Source organism: Empedobacter stercoris (assembly GCF_025244765.1).
GTDB lineage: Bacteria > Bacteroidota > Bacteroidia > Flavobacteriales > Weeksellaceae > Empedobacter > Empedobacter stercoris.
This window is the reverse complement of sequence record NZ_CP104209.1, coordinates 1,571,758-1,591,469: the sequence shown is the minus strand read 5'-3', so window position 1 is coordinate 1,591,469 and position 19,712 is coordinate 1,571,758. Positions and strand designations below refer to the sequence as shown.

Sequence of the window (19,712 nt, the reverse complement as noted above, 5' to 3'; positions counted from 1 at the left end):
TTATTCTACCTTTTTCGTTATAATAATATAATTGTTAGATACATTTCTATATGTCAACAAAAAATAAAACAAGTCAATTCTCAAAAATCCGTATCGGGTTAGCTTCTCCAGAATCGATTCTACAAGAATCTAAAGGTGAAGTTTTAAAACCTGAAACGATTAACTATAGAACGCACAAACCAGAGCGTGACGGGTTATTCTGTGAGCGTATCTTTGGACCTGTAAAAGATTACGAATGTGCCTGCGGAAAATATAAAAGAATCCGTTATAAAGGTATCGTTTGTGACCGTTGTGGGGTTGAAGTTACTGAAAAGAAAGTTCGTCGTGAGCGTATTGGACACATCAACCTTGTTGTGCCAATTGCACATATTTGGTATTTCCGTTCATTACCAAACAAAATTGGTTACATCTTAGGATTACCATCTAAGAAATTAGATATGGTAATTTACTACGAAAGATATGTCGTAATTCAACCAGGTATCGCAAAAGGACCAGAAGGGGAAGAATTAAATAGATTAGATTTCTTATCAGAAGAAGAGTATTTAGATATTTTAGAAACTCTTCCAATCGAGAATCAATATTTAGAAGATTCAGATCCTAATAAATTCGTTGCGAAAATGGGTGCTGAAGCATTAGAAGACCTATTATCTCGTATCAATTTAGATGAATTATCTTACGAATTAAGACACAAAGCACATAACGAAACATCTAAACAACGTCGTACAGAAGCGTTAAAACGTTTACAAGTTGTTGAGGCGTTACGTGAGTCAAATATGCACCACGTCAATCGTCCTGAATGGATGGTAATGCGCGTTATTCCGGTTATTCCACCAGAATTACGTCCATTAGTTCCATTAGATGGTGGTCGTTTTGCAACATCAGATTTAAATGATTTATACCGTCGTGTAATTATCCGTAACAATCGTTTGAAACGATTAATGGAGATTAAAGCGCCAGAAGTAATTTTACGTAACGAAAAACGTATGTTACAAGAAGCGGTTGATTCATTATTCGATAATACGCGTAAAGCATCTGCTGTTAAAGCTGATGGTAACCGTCCATTAAAATCATTATCTGATTCATTAAAAGGTAAACAAGGTCGTTTCCGTCAAAACTTATTAGGTAAACGTGTGGATTATTCTGCTCGTTCTGTAATTGTTGTTGGACCAACACTAAAATTACACGAATGTGGTTTACCAAAAGATATGGCTGCTGAATTATACAAACCATTCGTAGTTCGTAAATTAATCGAACGTGGTATTGTAAAAACAGTTAAATCGGCTAAGAAAATTATCGATAGAAAAGAGCCAGTTGTTTGGGATATTTTAGAAAATGTAATCAAAGGACACCCAGTTTTATTAAACCGTGCCCCTACGTTACACCGTTTAGGTATCCAAGCATTCCAACCGAAATTAATTGAGGGTAAAGCAATTCGTTTACACCCATTAGTGTGTACTGCCTTCAATGCCGATTTCGATGGTGACCAGATGGCCGTTCACTTACCATTAGGACCAGAAGCTGTTTTAGAAGCACAATTATTAATGTTGGCTTCTCAAAATATCTTGAATCCTGCAAATGGATCTCCAATTACTGTTCCTTCTCAGGATATGGTATTGGGTCTGTACTATATGACGAAAATTCGTCGTACTGACCACCAATTTACAGTAAAAGGTGAAGGATTAACTTTCTATTCAGACGAAGAAGTTCAAATTGCATACAACGAAGGAGCTGTTGACTTAAACGCGCCAATTCGTGTAAAAGGAACTATTCGTGTAGGAGAGGAGTTAGTAGAAAATCAATTAATCGAAACTTCAGTAGGACGTGTGTTATTTAACCAAATCGTTCCAAAACAAGTAGGATTTGTAAATGAAGTATTAACGAAAAAATCGTTACGTACAATCATTAACAAAATCATCAAGATTACAGATTTCCCTACAACAGCTGCATTCTTAGATGATATGAAAGCATTAGGATACCGCAATGCCTTCGAGGGTGGTTTATCATTCTCTTTAGGTGATATCTTAATTCCAGAACAAAAGAAAGACCTTATCTCTGGTGCGATCAACCAAGTTGAGAACATTAAGATGAACTATAACATGGGTCTTATTACAAATAACGAACGTTACAACCAAGTTATTGATGTTTGGACAACAACAAACGCAACGTTAACTGAAATTGTAATGAAACGTATGACAGAAGATCAACAAGGATTTAACTCTGTATTCATGATGCTTGATTCTGGAGCACGTGGATCGAAAGAGCAAATTCGTCAGTTATCAGGTATGCGTGGATTGATGGCTAAACCTCAAAAAGCTGGTTCTACTGGTGGGGATATCATCGAAAACCCAATTATCTCTAACTTCCGTGAAGGTCTGTCTATCTTAGAGTACTTTATTTCTTCGCACGGTGCGCGTAAAGGTCTTGCCGATACTGCCTTAAAAACTGCCGATGCTGGATACTTGACTCGTCGTTTGGTTGACGTTGCACAAGACGTTATCGTCATGCACGAAGACTGTGGTACATTAAGAGGTTTAGAAATTTCAGCACTTAAGAAAAAAGAAGAAATTATCGAAAGTCTTTCTTCTCGTGTATTAGGTCGTACTTCGTTAAATGATATTTATAACCCAAATAACGGTGAGTTAATCATTGCTGCTGGTCAAATTATCACAGAAGATATCGGTGAAGTTTTAGAAGCTGCTGGTATCGAAAACGTAGAAGTTCGTTCTCCATTAACATGTGAAGCGAAAACTGGAATTTGTGCGAAATGTTACGGACGTAACTTAGCAACAGGTAAAGGAGTTCAAAAAGGTGAATCTGTAGGTGTAGTTGCTGCACAATCTATTGGTGAACCTGGTACACAGTTAACATTACGTACATTCCACGTTGGGGGTACTGCTGGTAACGTTTCTGAACAAAATACAATTAATGCAAAAGTTGATGGTACTGTTGAGTTTGATGACTTACGTTTAGTGCAATCTACTGATGATGCAGGAAACCTTGTAGATACAGTTGTTTCTCGTTCTACAGAGATGAAAGTAATCGACGATTTAGGAAACATTCGTCAACAAACTAACATCGCTTACGGTACAGTTTTATCAGTGAAAAATGGAGCTAAAGTTCAAAAAGGTCAAGAGATTGCAAGCTGGGACCCTTATAACGGGGTAATCATCGCAGAATCTACTGGTAAAATCGAGTATGAACAATTAGAACAAGGGGTAACCTTCCAAATTGAAATCGATGAGCAAACTGGATTCCAAGAAAAAGTTATTTCTGAATCACGTAATAAAAAATTAGTTCCAGCGTTAAGAGTTATCACAATTGATGGTGAAGAAAAAACATACAACTTACCAGTAGGTGCACACTTAATGGTAAATGATGGAGAAAAAATTAATGCAGGTAAAATCTTAGTTAAGATCCCTCGTAAGTCGGCTAAATCTGGCGATATTACAGGAGGTTTACCTCGTATTACAGAGTTGTTAGAAGCTCGTAACCCATCTAACCCATCAGTTGTTTGTGAAATGGATGGAGTTGTATCTTTCGGTAAAATTAAACGTGGTAACCGCGAAATCATCGTTGAATCTAAAAATGGTGAAATCCGTCGTTACTTAGTTAAATTATCTGCTCAAATCTTAGTTCAAGAAAATGACTTCGTACGTGCAGGTGAGCCTTTATCAGATGGAGCAATTACACCAGAAGATATTTTAAGAATCTTAGGACCAACAGCGGTTCAAGAATACTTAGTAAACGAGATTCAAGATGTATACCGTTTACAAGGGGTGAAAATTGATGACAAACACTTCGAGATTATCGTACGCCAAATGTTACGTAAAGTTCGTATTGTTGATTCAGGAGACACAAGATTCTTAGAAGATAGTTTAGAGCATAAAGACGATTTCATGGAAGAAAACGATCGCTTATTTGGAATGAAAGTCGTAGAAGATGCAGGAGATTCTGATACATTAAAACCAGGTCAAATCATCTCAGTTCGTGATCTACGTGATGAAAACTCTAAATTAAAACGTGAAGATAAAAACTTAGTAATAGCACGTGAAGCTTTACCTGCAACAGCAGAAGCAGTTTTACAAGGTATTACAAGAGCATCTTTACAAACTAAATCTTTCATGTCTGCGGCATCGTTCCAGGAAACAACAAAAGTTCTTAACGAAGCAGCTGTAGCTGGTAAAGTAGACGGTTTAGTAGGATTGAAAGAAAACGTTATCGTTGGACACTTAATTCCTGCAGGAACTGGATTAAAAGAGTATCAAAACATTATCGTAGGATCTAACCGTGAATACGAGGAATTAATAAACGCAAAACAAGAATTATAATGTCAGAAAATCAACAAAACGAAGGATTAAACATTGAGTTAAACGAATTAGTAGCTCAAGGTGTTTATGCTACAGGAGCAATCATCAACCACTCACCATCTGAGTTCGTTGTAGATTTTGTTCAGTTTTTACCAGGTGCTAGACCATCAGTAAAATCAAGAATTATCTTGTCTCCATTACAAGCAAAACAATTATCTCAATCGTTAGCAGAAAACGTTTCAAACTTTGAGAAAAACTTTGGTGAAATCAAAGAACCTCAAGTAAACAACGGTACTGCAACTTACGAAGCTTAAGAATTATTCTTAATATTTCAAAAATCCCTCAATCGTAGATTGGGGGATTTTTTTGTTTAATCAAAACTATCAGATTGATAATATTAACTTCATTAATTCTTTCAGATTTATTAAATTAATAATATTTATAAATATATTTACGAATAATCTAAAACAGATAGGGGTTAAAGTTTTTTTCTCTATTTTTTAAAATCGAAAAAATGTTTAGATTTGTAAGAAGCAAATACACAAAGCATGTCTGACTATAAATTAATTCTACCTTCGATGGGAGAAGGTGTAATGGAAGCTACTGTTACCAATTGGATCAAAAATATTGGTGATGCAATTGCCGAAGATGAATCGGTTGTAGAAATTGCAACTGACAAAGTAGATTCTGATGTTCCTTCACCAGTTGCAGGAGTTTTAAAAGAAATCTTGGTTCCAGTAGATGGAATTGCAAAAGTAGGTGAGCCAATCGCAATTTTATCTGTAGATGGAGTTGTAGAGCAAACCGAAGAAGCAGAAGAAGTTGATACAAACAGTGATCAAGAAATTGCAGATACTGCAAAAACAATCGAAGCTGAAGTTGCAACAATTAAATCTGAAACGATTATTACATCGTCTGATGATAAATTTTATTCACCTTTAGTAAAGTCTATTGCAAAAGAAGAAGGAGTTTCTCAAACAGAATTGGATCAAATTTTAGGTTCAGGAAAAGATGGACGTGTAACGAAAGATGATATTTTAAATTTCGTTAAAAATAGAGGAACTCAATCAGTAAATACTACTGTCACTGCTCCAGTTACTCAGCCTCAAGCACCACAAATACAAGCTGCACCAATTTCTGTTGGTGAAGGTGATGAGATCATCGAAATGGATAGAATGCGTAAGATTATTGCGCAAAATATGCTACAAGCAAAACAAATCGCACCTCATGTAACATCTTTCGTTGAAGTTGATATGACGAATATCGTTTTATGGAGAGATAAAAATAAGAATGAGTTTCAAAAGAAACATGGTGAGAAAATTACGTTCATGCCAATTTTTATCGAAGCTGTAGCAAAAGCTATTCAAGATTTCCCAATGATTAATGTATCTGTAGATGGAGATAAAATCATCAAAAAGAAAAATATTAACATTGGTATGGCAGCTGCTTTACCAAGCGGAAATTTAATTGTACCTGTGATCAAAAATGCAGATCAATTTAATTTAGCAGGATTAGCTTCTCAAGTAAATGATTTAGCAAACCGTGCACGTACGAATAAATTGAAACCAGTCGAAATTCAAGGAGGAACTTATACAATCACCAATATCGGTTCTTTTGGAAATACGTTAGGAACACCAATTATTCCTCAACCACAAGTCGCTATTCTTGCTGTTGGAGCAATTGTGAAGAAACCTGCAGTTATTGAAACTCCACAAGGAGATATGATTGCCATTCGTCACAAAATGTATCTATCCCATGCTTACGATCACCGTGTAGTGGATGGCGCATTAGGCGGTATGTTTGTAAAACGTGTAGCCGAATATCTTGAAGCTTTTGATATGAATACACTTGTATAAATATTCATTTGTTAAAATATCAATTATATATCGTAAAAAACTCTGATAACATCAGAGTTTTTTTATTTTTACAATTAGGTTTAATATATAATGAGGTATAGGTTTCTTTTTTTGATTGTATCGATGTTGTCAGTGTTTGTTTTTTCACAAAATACTGAAGAAAACAATACTTTTTACCAAGAAGCAATTCAACAAATAAAAAAGGATAATGGAAAAAGTATCAAGATTTATGAATATTTAATCAATAATGCAACAAATCCAGAACATAAAATTAATTATCAATTAGATTTAATTAAACTAAAAATCTATGTTTCGAAAGATGTAGAAGCAATTGATATCTTTTTTGCCATTCAAGATGAAATCGAAAGCTTAAAGAATCGAGAAATAGAAGATAAATACAATATTATTGGGGCAGATTTGGCACAATATTTAGGATTTAATCAATATTCTCAAAAACTTCTTAAAAAGGTAAAATCAAAAGATAAAGAGTGGATTGATAGCATTCATCACAAGTTTTTAGATCTACGAACAGATTTAGCTGTGAACTCATTTCCCACTTCTCCTATTCAGTCCGAAATAGATGCTCATACAACTATTGATAGTTTAAACAATACGATTAATGAGGTTGAAAAATTTATCTTTTTAAAGAAACTTAAAAATTATTATCTTAAAAAAAACTCACTCGAAAAATACGCTATATACAATACACAATTAACAAAACTTAATGAGCAATTAAAAGTTGAGAAAAAAGGAACAAAAAATCATCTTGTCAACAAACTATTGGAACAGAATAGAATCCGATTAGCAAAAGAAAATCGAAATATTAAGAACTTATCTTACGTTTTTAGTGCAGTTTTAGTAGGTTTAATTTTATTTGTAATTTTTTATAAAAAGAAGGAGAAAGTTGAAGAAACAATTACGAAACCAAATTTAATTTCGGACAAAGTTGAAAACGAAATATTAATCAAATTAGATCATTTTGAACATAATAAAGGCTATCTAAATCCTCATATTACGATTGTACTTTTGGCTAAAGAACTGGATACAAATGTCAAATATTTATCCTCGATTCTGAACAATAGTAAACAGAAAAGTTTTAATAATTACATCAACGAATTGCGAATTGAATATATTGTGAAATGTCTACAAGAAGACCATAAATTTCGTTTGTACAAAGTGAGTCATCTTGCCACTCTAAGCGGGTTTGCTTCACAAAGTAGTTTCACAACTTTTTTTAAATTGGTGACAGGAACCACTCCATCTGTATTTATCAAAAATTTGACTGACAATGAAGATTAACATATTCTATATATTTTTTGTTTCTTTTGCTTCTGTTTTATGCGCTCAAAAAGTAGATAGCATTCGAATTGCGTATGATTACGTTTATTTTGATCCTCAAAAAGCGATTGAAATGGCAGATCAAATTATTAAAAATTCAAATGATAAGAACGATCAAATCACAGCGCGATTAATCAAGACAAATGCGTATACATCTTTAGATGACAGTTACAATTCGTTGAAATATGCCTTCGAAACATACGATTATATCAAGAAAGAAAAAGATATTTTTAACGAAGCGCGTATTTTAGGTCGATTAGGAGAACTTTTTCAGGGATATGGATTCAATACGCAATCAAGAGAATACCTGGATGAATCAGTCAATTTGATTTCTTCTAATGCCTTTCCATCAGAAAAAAAAGCCATGTATTTTGGAAATATTTATGGTATAAAAGGGAATGGATACAAAGATGATTTGGATTGTGATTTTGCGATTAAATACTATGATAAAGCAATAAAAGCATATAAAAATTCGGAAAGTAATCAGTCTATTTTAAATAATTTAGCGCTTGTTTACATCGAAAAATCCAATTGTTTAATTGATCAACATCAGGTAGATTCTGCTAAAATTTATTTGAATGAAGCAATGGAAGTTGTTCAGAAAAATAATTTAGAAGAATATGACCAATCGGCAAAAATTAGTCTTGCAAAGATTTATCAGTACGAGAAAGATTATCATAAATCAAACTCATTATTGATAAATGTTTTAAATGATATACAATCTTCTCGACCTTTGCAAGTTAGTAGTGAAATATATAAATTATTGGCTCAGAATTCATTTGAATTGAAGGATTTCGAGGCTTATAAAAAGTATGTAGACTTAGGTAATAAAGCGAATTTTACTTTAGAAAAAACCTTTTTAGCAACTCAAGAGAAAAGTTTAAACTATTTATTACATAAAGATGATACTATTATTGCGAGATTATTAAAATTTTGGCTTCCTATTTCATTAATTCTTATTTTATCAGTTTTAATATTTCGGAAAATTTACATCATTAATAGAATTAATAATAAAAATACAATTTCTTAAATAATAAAGGTTAACTATATTTAAATCAATGTTTTGCATTATTTTTATCCGTAATGAATTTAAGTAAACTTCATTTTTATTGTGTTAGAAAGGATTTCTTATTCGGAAAATATTTTTTTCATTTGAAAAAATTAAATAACACATTGAATTATGAAGAAGACTTTTATTCTATTGGCAACAATTTTTGGGTTATGCTCAACTACTTATGCGCAAACAATTTTCGAAAAATCGAATACTACAGTTTTTGAAAGAATAAAGAAGGATAAGAAAGAGACGTTAAAAAGAAATTTTGACTGGACAACTTATAATAGAGGAAAAGATATTAATTCTTTTGGAGAATTTTCTCAAGTTAATAGTTCAGTGAAAAGTAGAGCGACTGAGAAGAATGATATAAAACCTTTTGGAAATATAAATGCGCAACGTTGGGCATATGGAAAAAATGTAGATAATAATGAAACGATTTTGTTTTCTATTGATTCTAAATATGGACCAAATGCAACATTTACATTAAAAACATATACGGATGATTTAAAAGTAGATAAACAATTTACAATTAGTATTCCAGAAACAACAACAAGAGCAGAAGCAATCGCAGATTTTTCAGCAAAAATATTAGACAATAATGATAAATTAATTGTTGGGGTTTATGTGCATTTTACAGATGGAGGACAAGGTCCAGAATCTGTAAAAGATCAAATTTGGTTTGTAAATGAAGCAGGAGAAGTTTTATATAAAGAGGATACTACTTCTGCAGAGTTTTTAACAGATTCGAAAGGAAAACAACAAGCGTATACTTATAAAACGAATGATGATTTTGTAACAATTAAGAAAATTAATTTAACTGATACATCGAAAAATTTAGAATATAAAATTCCATTTAGTCTTGCTAATTTTTATGTAGGAATGCCAATAGTACATAAAAATTTGAATGGAAAAGATTATGTAGTTTTAGCGCGTTATACTGAACAATTAGTTGATAATTCAACATTAGAATTTAATACAAATGCAAAATTTGCTTTAGATTTCATTGATGCAGAAACGTTTGTTTTAGATAAAACATATATTTTACCAGTAATCGGATTTGATGAAGAAAATCCGTACACAATTCCGATGGCTACTTTTGGATTGTTCTATAATACTGATAAATACGATATTTCATCTAATATTTATAATACGGATAGTAAATTAGAGTTTACTTATGGTTCATATATTTATGATTTGATGGCTGATAAAGAGTCGTATAATTATTTTGTTGTGAATGAAGATGGTACTATTTTAAAATCACTTACCGAAGATGTCGTAGCTGGTGGTATAGAAACTGGGATCGAATTAATAGAGATACCAAATCAAAAAGATCAAGTAGCAATGTTAGTTGACCAAAATGGTGAAGGAGGATCTAATGTTAAAATATATAATTTACCAGATTTCGAGTTAGCACAAGATTTTCCAGTATTATATAATGATGATATTTTGTCTCTTAATATGAATAGAATTCCAAGCGATAATTCTTTTAATTATGTAGTTGGTTTAAACGCAGGTGAAATGGATGGAGATAAAGCATTTGGTCTTGTAAAACATTATGATGCGAAAGGTGTAGAAGTGAAAAAAGTCAGATTACCAATTACTCTTGAAACAGAATTATTTGCTCCGTTTTTAAATGCATTAACGTTAAATCCAACTATTGTTAATGATGATGATAAGATAGAATATGTGTATGCTTATCAAGATAGAGAAAACGGTGTTGCAGCGAATACATATGGTATTGCGCAAGATGAGAATAATGTTTTAGCAATGTTCTCAGGAAGAACAGAAAGAGGAAACATAACGACAATAGGTTATGGTATGAATAAAAAAGGAGAATTTGATCGTTTATATGCTTATTATGGAAGCGATTATTCTGCTACATCATTTATAACAGATTTCTATAAATTCCCTTTCGAAAGTTTAGCAGTTAATGATATTCAAAAAAATACACAATCAATAAAATATTTGAGTAACGTAAAAGAAATCCGAGTTGATTATGATTATGCTACATATCAAGTATTTAATATGAGTGGAAACTTAATTTCTTCAGGAAATTCTTCTAAAACAATTTTCACAAACGGATGGAATAAAGGAGTTTATGTCATCAAAACAATAGACAAACAAGGTAAAGCTAATACAGCAAAAATCTTAGTTTTCTAATTCTAATTAACACTAATTATGAAAGGAATCCAACTAATTTTAGTTGGATTTTTTTCGTTTAAATTTATAAGTAAGCATTACACCGCCTTTGTAAAGCATCCACTCCCCACTTTTATTAAATGATTGCGCAGAATCATATCGTCCGAAATTAGGAGAATCTTCTTTATAATAACCTTTGTAATTTCCTTGAGAGTGTCCTCCACCAACAAAAACATCTAATCCCCAATGTTCGTTAATTTTTACTTGATAACCTATTGTAGCTCCTGTTAAAATTGCAAAACCACGTTGGTATTTATCGGTGTTCCAATAATTCCATTTTTGAATATCAAAGAAACCAACTCCTATGTTTGGACCTATATAAAATTTACTAAAAGATTTATCAAAGTAATATCTACCTTCACCAAAAACCATATACATTTGTAAATGATTTCCTACAAATGATTTCCAAGGAGAGATAAAACGTCAGCTTGTAAAGTTATTCTATCTGTGATTGCATGTTCTACACCAAGATTTACCATTGCAAGAGGAAGGGTTAGAACATTTGCTTTGAGCTGTGTTTCAGTTTTTTTGAGCAAATAATGTGGCAGGAAATAATATGCAAAAAAGTTTTTTCATCATCAAAATTGAATTCATTAGCTTGCAAAGGTAAAAAAAGTGATTTATTAAGAGGTTAATTCAAGCTTTTTTATAACTTTACTTAACATTAAATAACACTATGGCAGCGTTTATATCAATCTTAATCATTTTTTTAATTTTCGGAATTTTTGTTTCGATATTTTTTGTTATTGCCGTTTCTGATGCAAAAGTTAGAGAAAAGAACGAGTTGCATACGTTGAAAAGCTTACCCGAAGATATAGAACTGAAAGCGGTTGTGCGATATAACATTGGGCGTCCACAAGGGAGATTTCTTAAAATGAAATCCTTTCAAGGAAGTGGGGTGCTATATGTTCAAGGTGAGCAATTAATTTTTAAAGATATTTTAGGAAACGAAGATCATGTATATGATTTAAATACATGTAAATTATCTTGGGTTGAAAACAAAATTAACGGAATTACAAATGCGTTCAAGGTTGCAGATCACGAAGCGATTATATTCTTTTATATCGATAAAGGAGTTTCGATTTTTAGTACGATAGAAGAAAATGCTTCGACATCAGATTTGTATATTCGTCTGAAAGAGTTGCGCAAAAGCATTCGAAATGCTAAAAAAGTTGAGTCGGCAAATGAATAGTTAAGCCGGCTCTAAATCCGCTCATATCTTTAAAATCTTTATTCTCTCTAAACTCAAAAGAATAACCCGCATTTAATTCCACAATACTTAATACAGCAATCCCCGCTTTGGGTGTAATTGTCCACGGAGAAACTTCGGCTCGAATCACATAAAAAGCTGAACTGAAGTTTGAGCTATACGGATCAACTTGGTTGTTGCGAAAATTAAACATATATCCCGCACCAATCTCTGGTATCACACGAAATTTATCTTTCATATACCCCAAATTTGCATTTGCATTAAAGGTCAAAATATTGTTATTGTCTTGGACTAAAAATAAATCTGTTCCAACTTTTCCGTAATTTCCGTTCCAATATTCATAACCAAGATTAATTGTAAAATAATCGGTTAAATTTTGTTGTGCTTTCGCTTGAAAACTAATGATAAAAACAAAGATTGCGATGAACTTTTTCATGTGATAAAATTAATGAATAATTATTTTATAGGAAGAATATTAATCTTATAAAAAATAAATAGCTACAACAAAATATGTTGTAGCTATTTAGATTGATTTATTAAAATTTAAAATCGACTCGAAATTTTAATCCATCGTAAATCCTTTCGTATAAATACGTCCGTAATAATCTGCAAATTTAATTGAAACGCGTCCTTTATAGTTTTTCAGGATTTTTTCTATGTCTTCTTGCGAACTTACATTTTTTTCATTGATAGAAAGAATAATAAATTCATTCTGAACACCAGCTGCAGCTAATTTCCCTCCTGATTCTAAATCTTTCACCATTACACCATAATTGATTCCAAAATTATCTTTTTGACGTTCTGTTAATGGTTCAAATTGTGCTCCCAAAAGTTCAGTTGGTGTTAAGTCAGCTTTGCTTCTTACTTTTGTACTTCCTTTCGCATCTTTCAACGTAATTGTGTATGTTTTTTGTGCATTTCCACGTTTTACAGTCAATGTTACTTTATCACCAGGGCGTTTGCTACCTACGATAAAAGATAATGTAGAGAAAGATGTAATTGGTTTTCCGTCTACAGCTGTAATGATATCACCTTCTTCAATTCCAGAATCGATTGCAGATCCTTTCGAAACCAATTCAGTAACCATTACACCTTTATCAGTTTTTACATTTTTCTTAAATTCTCTGTTGTATTGTTTTACAGCGTCTTCATTTGATAAATCAAAGCCTTTGATACCTAAATACCCACGCTGAACCATTCCATAAGATTTAATATCCTCCACAACTTTTTTTACCAAGTTTGCAGGAACAGCAAATCCATAACCAGAGTATGCACCTGTTGGCGAAGAAATAGCAGTGTTAATACCAATCAAATCTCCATTTGCATTCACTAAAGCTCCACCAGAGTTACCTGGGTTAATCGCGGCATCTGTTTGAATAAATGACTCGATTGGTGATTCAGAATTTTTACCTAAAATATTAATGCTACGTCCTTTTGCTGATACAATACCAGCGGTAACAGTAGAGGTTAAACCAAACGGATTTCCTACAGCTAATACCCAATCACCAACATTAATAGCATCAGAATCTACAAACTTAGTAAATGGTAAACCTTTCTCTGTAATTTTAAGTAACGCAATATCTGTACTTGGATCTGTACCAACTAATTCTGCTGTATAGCTTTTTTGGTTATTTAGGGTTACTTCAATTTTAGATGCACCCTGAATCACGTGATTATTAGTAACAATATATCCATCTTGCGAAATAATTACACCAGACCCCATTCCAGATGGTTGATCTTGATCAGGTTGTTGTTGCTGTCTTCCTCTTTGTTGTGGTGAAGGTTGTCCAAAAAAGAAATCAAAAGGATCAAAGAATTGCTGTTGTTGTTGCTGTCTTCGATTCGAATAATTTTTAATACTTACAACGGTGTGCACAGCTTTATTAGAAGCTTCTACAAAATTAGGCGCATCGTAGCCGTAATTTCCTTTATAATCAACTAATTCGAAATCTCCATTTTTTTGTTCGTTGGCATTGGTAATAAATGGATTGTTTGTATTATCATTCATCAAATAAAAACCTCCCATAGTTGTCATAGAACTAACTAAACCAACTAATAAGTAGCCTGTATATTTTTTCATTTCTTTTTTATATAAGTTTTTAATGTTTTTGATTAAATCAAATTTAAGACCAAAATTTTAACATTTCAAACCGTTTAACGGTTGTTAACACTATATTATAAATCTTTTATAACATTAGTTAAGAGTGATAAAAATGTATTTACTTTGTTTAAAATTTAAGAAGTTGAAATTAAAATTTTATAAATACCAAGGAGCTGGGAATGATTTTGTCATGATTGATGATAGAGAAAAAACATTTCCTATTTCGACAGAACTGATTAATAGGCTGTGTGACCGTAACTTTGGGATTGGAGCTGATGGATTAATTTTGTTACAGAATGACGATCATTCAGATTTCAAAATGGTGTATTTTAATTCTGATGGAAACGAAAGCACGATGTGTGGAAATGGTGGACGTTGTATTATTCGATTTGCCAATGATTTGAACGTTGCCAATGACAAAATGACATTTAATGCAATCGATGGTTTGCATCATGGTGTAGTAGATCACGATGTTATTCGGATACAGATGATTGATGTGAATGAAGTTGAAGACCACGATGGTTATTTGTTTATGAATACAGGTTCGCCACATCACGTAGAATTTGTAAATAATGTAAAAGACATTAACGTGTACAAAAAAGGAAAATCTATTCGCAATGGAGCTCCTTATTTTGAGCAAGGTTCTAACGTAAATTTTGTAGAAGTCATGCCAGATCATTCGCTGAGAATTAGAACGTACGAGCGAGGTGTAGAAGACGAAACCTTGGCTTGTGGTACTGGAATTACCGCTGCTGCAATTGCTGCTTATGTGAAAAATTTAGTAGACAAAAACGACATCAAAGTAAAGGCAATGGGTGGTGATTTATCGGTGAATTTTGAAGAAAATAATCATAACTTTGTCAATGTTTGGTTGAACGGACCAGCCGTAAAAGTTTTTGAAGGTGAAATTGAAATTTAATTCGATCCTATGAAAAAAATAAATTTTGTATTACTATTATTCTGTTCATTTGTACTGATAGGATGTACATTTATAGATGGTTTCAAGGGAAATGCAACAAAAGATGGTTACATCTATATTTCTCGCGGAGCTAATTTTGATCAAGTCTTAGATTCTTTAAAACCATTTTTAAAGAACGAAAAGTTGTTCAAACAATATGCTGAAGATGCAGATTATCCAGCAACCATTAAATCTGGAAAATATAAAATTTCAAGCACAGATACTAACCGTGATATTATCGATCGTTTGCAAGGTGGAGAACAAGAAGAAGTGAAACTTCGTATCAAGAATGAACCTACAATTTATCATTTGGCAAGTTCTGTTTCGAAGCAAGTTGATATGGATTCGGTTCAAGTTTTAACAGCGATTCGAGATTTTGTAAAAGAGAAAAATGATACCACGTTAAATGACGAAACGGTAAAACAATATTTTATTCCAGAAACGTATTTTGTGTATTGGGGAATTACACCAGAAAAATTTGTAGAAAAAATGGTGGCTCAACATGATAAGGTATGGAACGAAGAGCGTCTTGCAAAAGCAAAAACACTTAAGCTATCACCTTTAGAAGTGACAACTTTGGCTTCAATAGTTCAGTTAGAATCATCTGATAATATGGAAGAACAACAAAAAGTGGCGCGTGCTTATATGAATCGTTTAGCGAAAGATATGCGTTTGGAAGCGGATCCAACTTCTATTTATGCTTACAAAATGGAAAATGGTTGGAACCAAAAAGTACAACGCGTGTACAAAAAATGGACATGGTCGTCGAATGCTTACAATACCTATCGCAACAAAGGTTTGCCTCCTGCGCCCATTTGTTTGCCGAATTTAGGAGCAATAGACGCGGTTTTATCACCAGCTAATCACGATTTTATTTTCTTTGCAGCTGACCCGAAAAAACCAGGTTATCATATTTTTACTGCCGATTATCAAGAACATTTGAAAAATGCAGATGTTTACCGAAAATGGTTAAAAGAGAATAATATTAAATAGTATTTAGCTAAACTTAATTTAGTTATCAACAACAAAATAAGATCAATAGAAAATCCCTCAACAGCTTTAAAATAAGTGTTGAGGGATTTTTAATTCGTTATTATTTGATTTTTTAGAACTTATATCGAAGACTCACGATAAAATATCTGCCCAAAACATTGCGTGTTGTAGTCGATATGTAGTTATCTGTAAAGCCATTTGAAACGATGATATTGTTTCCTAATAGATTTCCACCCGTTAAAGTTAGGTACGTTTTCTTCGCAATTTTATAACGCGCAGAAGCATTCCATTCTTTTGCATCATTTAAACGTTCTCCATTACGGTATTGTAAACGATAGGAAAAATCGGACTGAATTAATAAATTATCCGTCACCGACCAAGCGGCATCTCCATAAGGACGCCAAGTTTCAAATTTTTGTTCGAACAAAGATTTGAAATTACTTAAGCTTAAATTTAATCCAGCTTTTAATTCGAATTTCTTATTGAATACAAACGAATTTTCTAAATTATACGTCTGATTAAAAGACGTATTATTAACCACTCGTTCTGTATCGTCGATTTTACTTCCTGTGTAAGTGTAATAGTCAGAATAATTTAAATTAGCTGTTCCACGCACATTGTACCATTTAGCAAAACGTTTGTAAATCATAAAATAACCTGAATACGTATCATTGTCATAATCCGAATTCAATAAGGTGTTAATCTGTGTTTGATTTTCTTGATTTAGGACAGAAGTTGTAACGATACTTTTTTCACGTTTCGAATAGGATACATTTCCAAAAATATTGAAAAATGAAAAGGAATTAAAATGATTGAAACTTAACGAAGCAGTATGTGTTAGTGCTTGTCTTAAATCACGATTTCCTTGAAAAATACTGAAGTAACTTTGCAAAACATACGAATCGGTCAAATCTTTTGCATGCGGTAAATCGTAGGCTTGTTTATAATTTGCCGTTATAGAAGTCGCATTGTTAAACTTATAATTCAAGCGTGCGTGTGGTAAAACCTTCGTTTCATTAATCTTCTCGTTTGTCCCATCTGTGAACTTTGCATTTTCTGAAAAGAAAATCAATCCAGCACCAAGATCAGCTTGAAAATTCCCTATTTTTTTTGTCAATGTTACATCTCCAAAGGTTTCATTGTAATCAAAATTCGTATCACTTATGGTATTGAATGAAGTGATCAAGTTTTGGTAATCATACAATGAATTTTCAAAACGTTGAAAACTGAAATTTGTTCCAACCTTAAATTTAAGGTTCGCTGTATTGGTTAATAAATGATTATAAACGGTATAAAACTGAAACGTATTGACATTATATCGTTGGTCTTGATTCAAATTATATTGATCGTTAATTTTTGATAAATTCCCAAAAATAGTAAATGGTTGATTCGATGAATACAAGTTGAAATCTGGTGTTTCATTTTGGAATTGATGACGAAGATAAAAACCAATGTTATGATCACGACCAATCTTTTTGATGTACGATAAATTTTGACTTAATCTGAAATTTTCGCGATCTGTAAAGTTATTTCTAAAACCTGTTTTTTGCCCATCAAGAAAATTATCAACCGATTGTTCGTCTTCATTTTTCATGTAGTTAAAGTTCAGGTTATATTTAATCTGTCCTTTATCATTCGGATTATAGTCAAGTTTTATACGAGCCATTCCCATCAACGTATTGTTTTTGTTTCGTTGCTCATCTATGGTTGTATAAGGATTTTCTACCGTATTATAAAAACGTTCTACCGTAGAATTGTACTTGATGTTGTTCGTGTTAACTAATCCAAAACCAGAAACTTTAAGCCTTTTATTAGGCTCTACACCGTAATGTAAAGCGCCGTTATACGTACTCATTTCTGGAGCATCAGATTCTGTAGGAAACGATAAACTTGCATTTCCTCCTCGAATGGACAGTTGACTACCGTCTTCCGTAAAATTAGACATTCCACCAAAAAATGTCATGTAATCATCAAAGTCAAAAACCTTTTTTCCAAACGTATTGAAATCATGGATGGTTGTAGCATCACTTTTTTCAGAGAAATAGAAAATTTTAGCTTGCACATCAGCGTGTTTGTCGGCATCTCCTCCAATTGTAACATTTCCAAAAGCGATACGTTTCATATCTTCTTTTAGTTCGATGTTTAACGCAAATTGTTCGTCATCTTCTTGTAAGGAAGAAGCAAAAGGATTGGATTTAAACTTTGTATCCAACTGAATTTTAGAAACAGCATCAGAAGGTAAATTTTTATTCAATAACTTTTCGTTACCACCCAATACTTCGCGACCGCCAACGGTAACTTGAGACATCGGTTTCCCTTTGTACATCACTTTTCCATTTACGACTTCGATTCCTGGTAATTTTTTTAGAATATCTTCTAACGTTTCTTCGTTTCCAACCTTGAAAGAATCCGCATCAAACTCGATTGTATCACCTTTTACTTTGATGGCTTGCTGCGCCTTTACAATGGTTTCTTGCAAAGAAATTTGATTTCCTTTTTTTAGCTTTAATTTTTTGTTGACGTTTTCTGTTAAGTCAACATTTTCTATGTAAGTCTCAAAACCAGCCTGTTCAATTTCAATATCATATTTTTGACCACAAGGTAATTTGAATTCAAATTCTCCAACATTACTTGTAAAAACAAAACCTTTACCTTCGTTATTTTGATCAAAAATAGAAACTGATGCATCGGTAACAGGAATACCATTTTCGTCTGCAACAGAACCTTTTAGTTTACATTCTTGTGCAAATGTAAATTGAGCTGCCCCAACGAGTAAGAGTGGGTAGAGTATTTTCTTCATAGAAATATAGTGTTATTGTATACTAATTTTTGTAGAGGTTTTGAGTAGAATTCAATCAGTTCAACTTAAGTGGAACTGATTGAATTAATATTTTATAAGAATAGCTTATTTGGTGTCTACACCGCCGCCCATCAATTCTTGTGCTTTTTTCTGGATTTCCAATACGACTTTCATAAATTCGTCTTGTGTAACAACTTCTCCTTTAGTCGGTAAGGCAATTTTTAAATCTTTATCCGAAATTTTCAAATCTTTTAAGGTATAAATCATTTTAGCACCATTCATTTCAAATTCTGCTTTGATAATTAATCCTGGTAAACCAGCTAAAGAAGTAGGTCCGTCTTTGATTGGAATTGCTGGTGCATACCAAGCGGTAACTGGAATAGAGTCCATCATCACACCTTCTGCTTTTGTTGCTTGGTATCCTGCGATATCCGTTTTTTCGCGTGAGATTTTCCATTTATAATCTGGAATCTGATCTTTGATTAAATATTGTTTAACCCCCATATCCACTTCTTTGTAGTATAAATGAGGTGTAACCGTAAAATCTTTATACGTTGGTTTATTGTCCATTGCAGCCATTTGTTGCGCAATAATTCCTAAACCACCTTGACCATTGTTTACTTTTTCTTCTAATGTAAATGTTGAATTTTTAGAATTACTTTTGAAGAAATAAGTCATAAAAATTCCACCATCAATTTCAGCTTTTAACATAGGGCCAAATTGTGCTCTGTATGCTTCTGGAATAGTTTTCATGGTTTGATCATAATCCATTTTAACTTCCATGACATAAGTGGCGTCAATATTTTGTGCTTTATTGTCTTGTGCGATAGAAACTGTTGTTGTAAGAATTCCTAAGGCAAATGTAAAGATTGCTTTTTTCATAATTGTTGTATTTT

At 32.5% G+C, this 19,712-nt stretch carries 14 protein-coding genes; 9 read left to right on the top strand and 5 right to left on the bottom strand.

Annotated features, from left to right (window positions below; all coding sequences use genetic code 11):
* The first annotated feature begins 50 nt into the window (after positions 1–50).
* The 6 genes from rpoC to NZD85_RS07520 all read left to right on the top strand — a co-directional run bounded on the left by rpoC (position 51) and on the right by NZD85_RS07520 (position 10,715).
* On the top strand, positions 51–4,328 hold the full coding sequence (rpoC, locus tag NZD85_RS07545; protein WP_260541188.1) for a DNA-directed RNA polymerase subunit beta': 4,278 nt from the start codon (positions 51–53) through the stop codon (positions 4,326–4,328).
* Positions 4,328–4,621: a DUF3467 domain-containing protein gene (locus NZD85_RS07540; RefSeq protein ID WP_171622814.1), complete on the top strand. Its 294-nt coding sequence runs from the start codon at positions 4,328–4,330 to the stop codon at positions 4,619–4,621. The genes rpoC and NZD85_RS07540 overlap by 1 nt, the downstream gene beginning before the upstream one ends.
* A gap of 234 nt (positions 4,622–4,855) precedes the next feature.
* A complete protein-coding gene (locus tag NZD85_RS07535) occupies positions 4,856–6,163 on the top strand; it encodes a dihydrolipoamide acetyltransferase family protein (protein ID WP_171622813.1) in 1,308 nt (435 codons plus the stop codon).
* Positions 6,164–6,286: 123 nt separating this feature from the next.
* Positions 6,287–7,462 carry a helix-turn-helix domain-containing protein gene (locus NZD85_RS07530; protein WP_260541183.1) on the top strand — a complete coding sequence of 392 codons (1,176 nt, stop codon included), beginning with the start codon at positions 6,287–6,289 and terminating at the stop codon, positions 7,460–7,462.
* A complete protein-coding gene (locus tag NZD85_RS07525; RefSeq protein ID WP_260541181.1) occupies positions 7,452–8,531 on the top strand; it encodes a tetratricopeptide repeat protein in 1,080 nt (359 codons plus the stop codon). Before NZD85_RS07530 ends, NZD85_RS07525 begins: the two co-directional genes overlap by 11 nt.
* A gap of 150 nt (positions 8,532–8,681) precedes the next feature.
* Positions 8,682–10,715 carry a T9SS type A sorting domain-containing protein gene (locus tag NZD85_RS07520; protein ID WP_260541179.1) on the top strand — a complete coding sequence of 678 codons (2,034 nt, stop codon included), beginning with the start codon at positions 8,682–8,684 and terminating at the stop codon, positions 10,713–10,715.
* 39 nt (positions 10,716–10,754) lie between these two features.
* Here the strand turns inward: NZD85_RS07520 and NZD85_RS07515 are convergent, their stop codons facing one another.
* A complete protein-coding gene (locus NZD85_RS07515) occupies positions 10,755–11,132 on the bottom strand; it encodes a DUF3575 domain-containing protein (protein WP_260541177.1) in 378 nt (125 codons plus the stop codon).
* 298 nt (positions 11,133–11,430) lie between these two features.
* On the opposite strand from NZD85_RS07515, the gene NZD85_RS07510 reads away from it, so the two are divergent.
* The gene (locus tag NZD85_RS07510) at positions 11,431–11,946 is read left to right on the top strand and encodes a hypothetical protein (RefSeq protein WP_188319593.1); all 516 of its coding nucleotides are present in this window, start codon (positions 11,431–11,433) and stop codon (positions 11,944–11,946) included.
* Here NZD85_RS07510 and NZD85_RS07505 read toward each other — a convergent pair.
* Together NZD85_RS07505 and NZD85_RS07500 are read right to left on the bottom strand one after the other, a co-directional pair.
* On the bottom strand, positions 11,918–12,400 hold the full coding sequence (locus NZD85_RS07505) for a hypothetical protein (RefSeq protein ID WP_260541174.1): 483 nt from the start codon (positions 12,398–12,400) through the stop codon (positions 11,918–11,920). The two genes, NZD85_RS07510 and NZD85_RS07505, sit on opposite strands and share 29 nt — an antisense overlap.
* Before the next feature lie 126 nt (positions 12,401–12,526).
* Positions 12,527–14,044, bottom strand: coding sequence for a Do family serine endopeptidase (locus tag NZD85_RS07500; protein ID WP_260541171.1), 1,518 nt, complete (start codon positions 14,042–14,044; stop codon positions 12,527–12,529).
* A gap of 163 nt (positions 14,045–14,207) precedes the next feature.
* Between NZD85_RS07500 and dapF the strand changes: the two genes are divergently transcribed.
* Both dapF and mltG read left to right on the top strand, forming a co-directional pair.
* On the top strand, positions 14,208–14,984 hold the full coding sequence (gene dapF, locus NZD85_RS07495) for a diaminopimelate epimerase (protein WP_260541168.1): 777 nt from the start codon (positions 14,208–14,210) through the stop codon (positions 14,982–14,984).
* Between the two features lie 9 nt (positions 14,985–14,993).
* A complete protein-coding gene (gene mltG, locus NZD85_RS07490; RefSeq protein ID WP_225538948.1) occupies positions 14,994–16,016 on the top strand; it encodes an endolytic transglycosylase MltG in 1,023 nt (340 codons plus the stop codon).
* 112 nt (positions 16,017–16,128) lie between these two features.
* On the opposite strand, the gene NZD85_RS07485 is transcribed toward mltG, so the two are convergent.
* Both NZD85_RS07485 and NZD85_RS07480 read right to left on the bottom strand, forming a co-directional pair.
* Positions 16,129–18,816 carry a TonB-dependent receptor gene (locus NZD85_RS07485; RefSeq protein ID WP_260541164.1) on the bottom strand — a complete coding sequence of 896 codons (2,688 nt, stop codon included), beginning with the start codon at positions 18,814–18,816 and terminating at the stop codon, positions 16,129–16,131.
* Between the two features lie 105 nt (positions 18,817–18,921).
* On the bottom strand, positions 18,922–19,698 hold the full coding sequence (locus NZD85_RS07480) for a GLPGLI family protein (protein WP_260541162.1): 777 nt from the start codon (positions 19,696–19,698) through the stop codon (positions 18,922–18,924).
* Between the last annotated feature and the right edge of the window lie 14 nt (positions 19,699–19,712).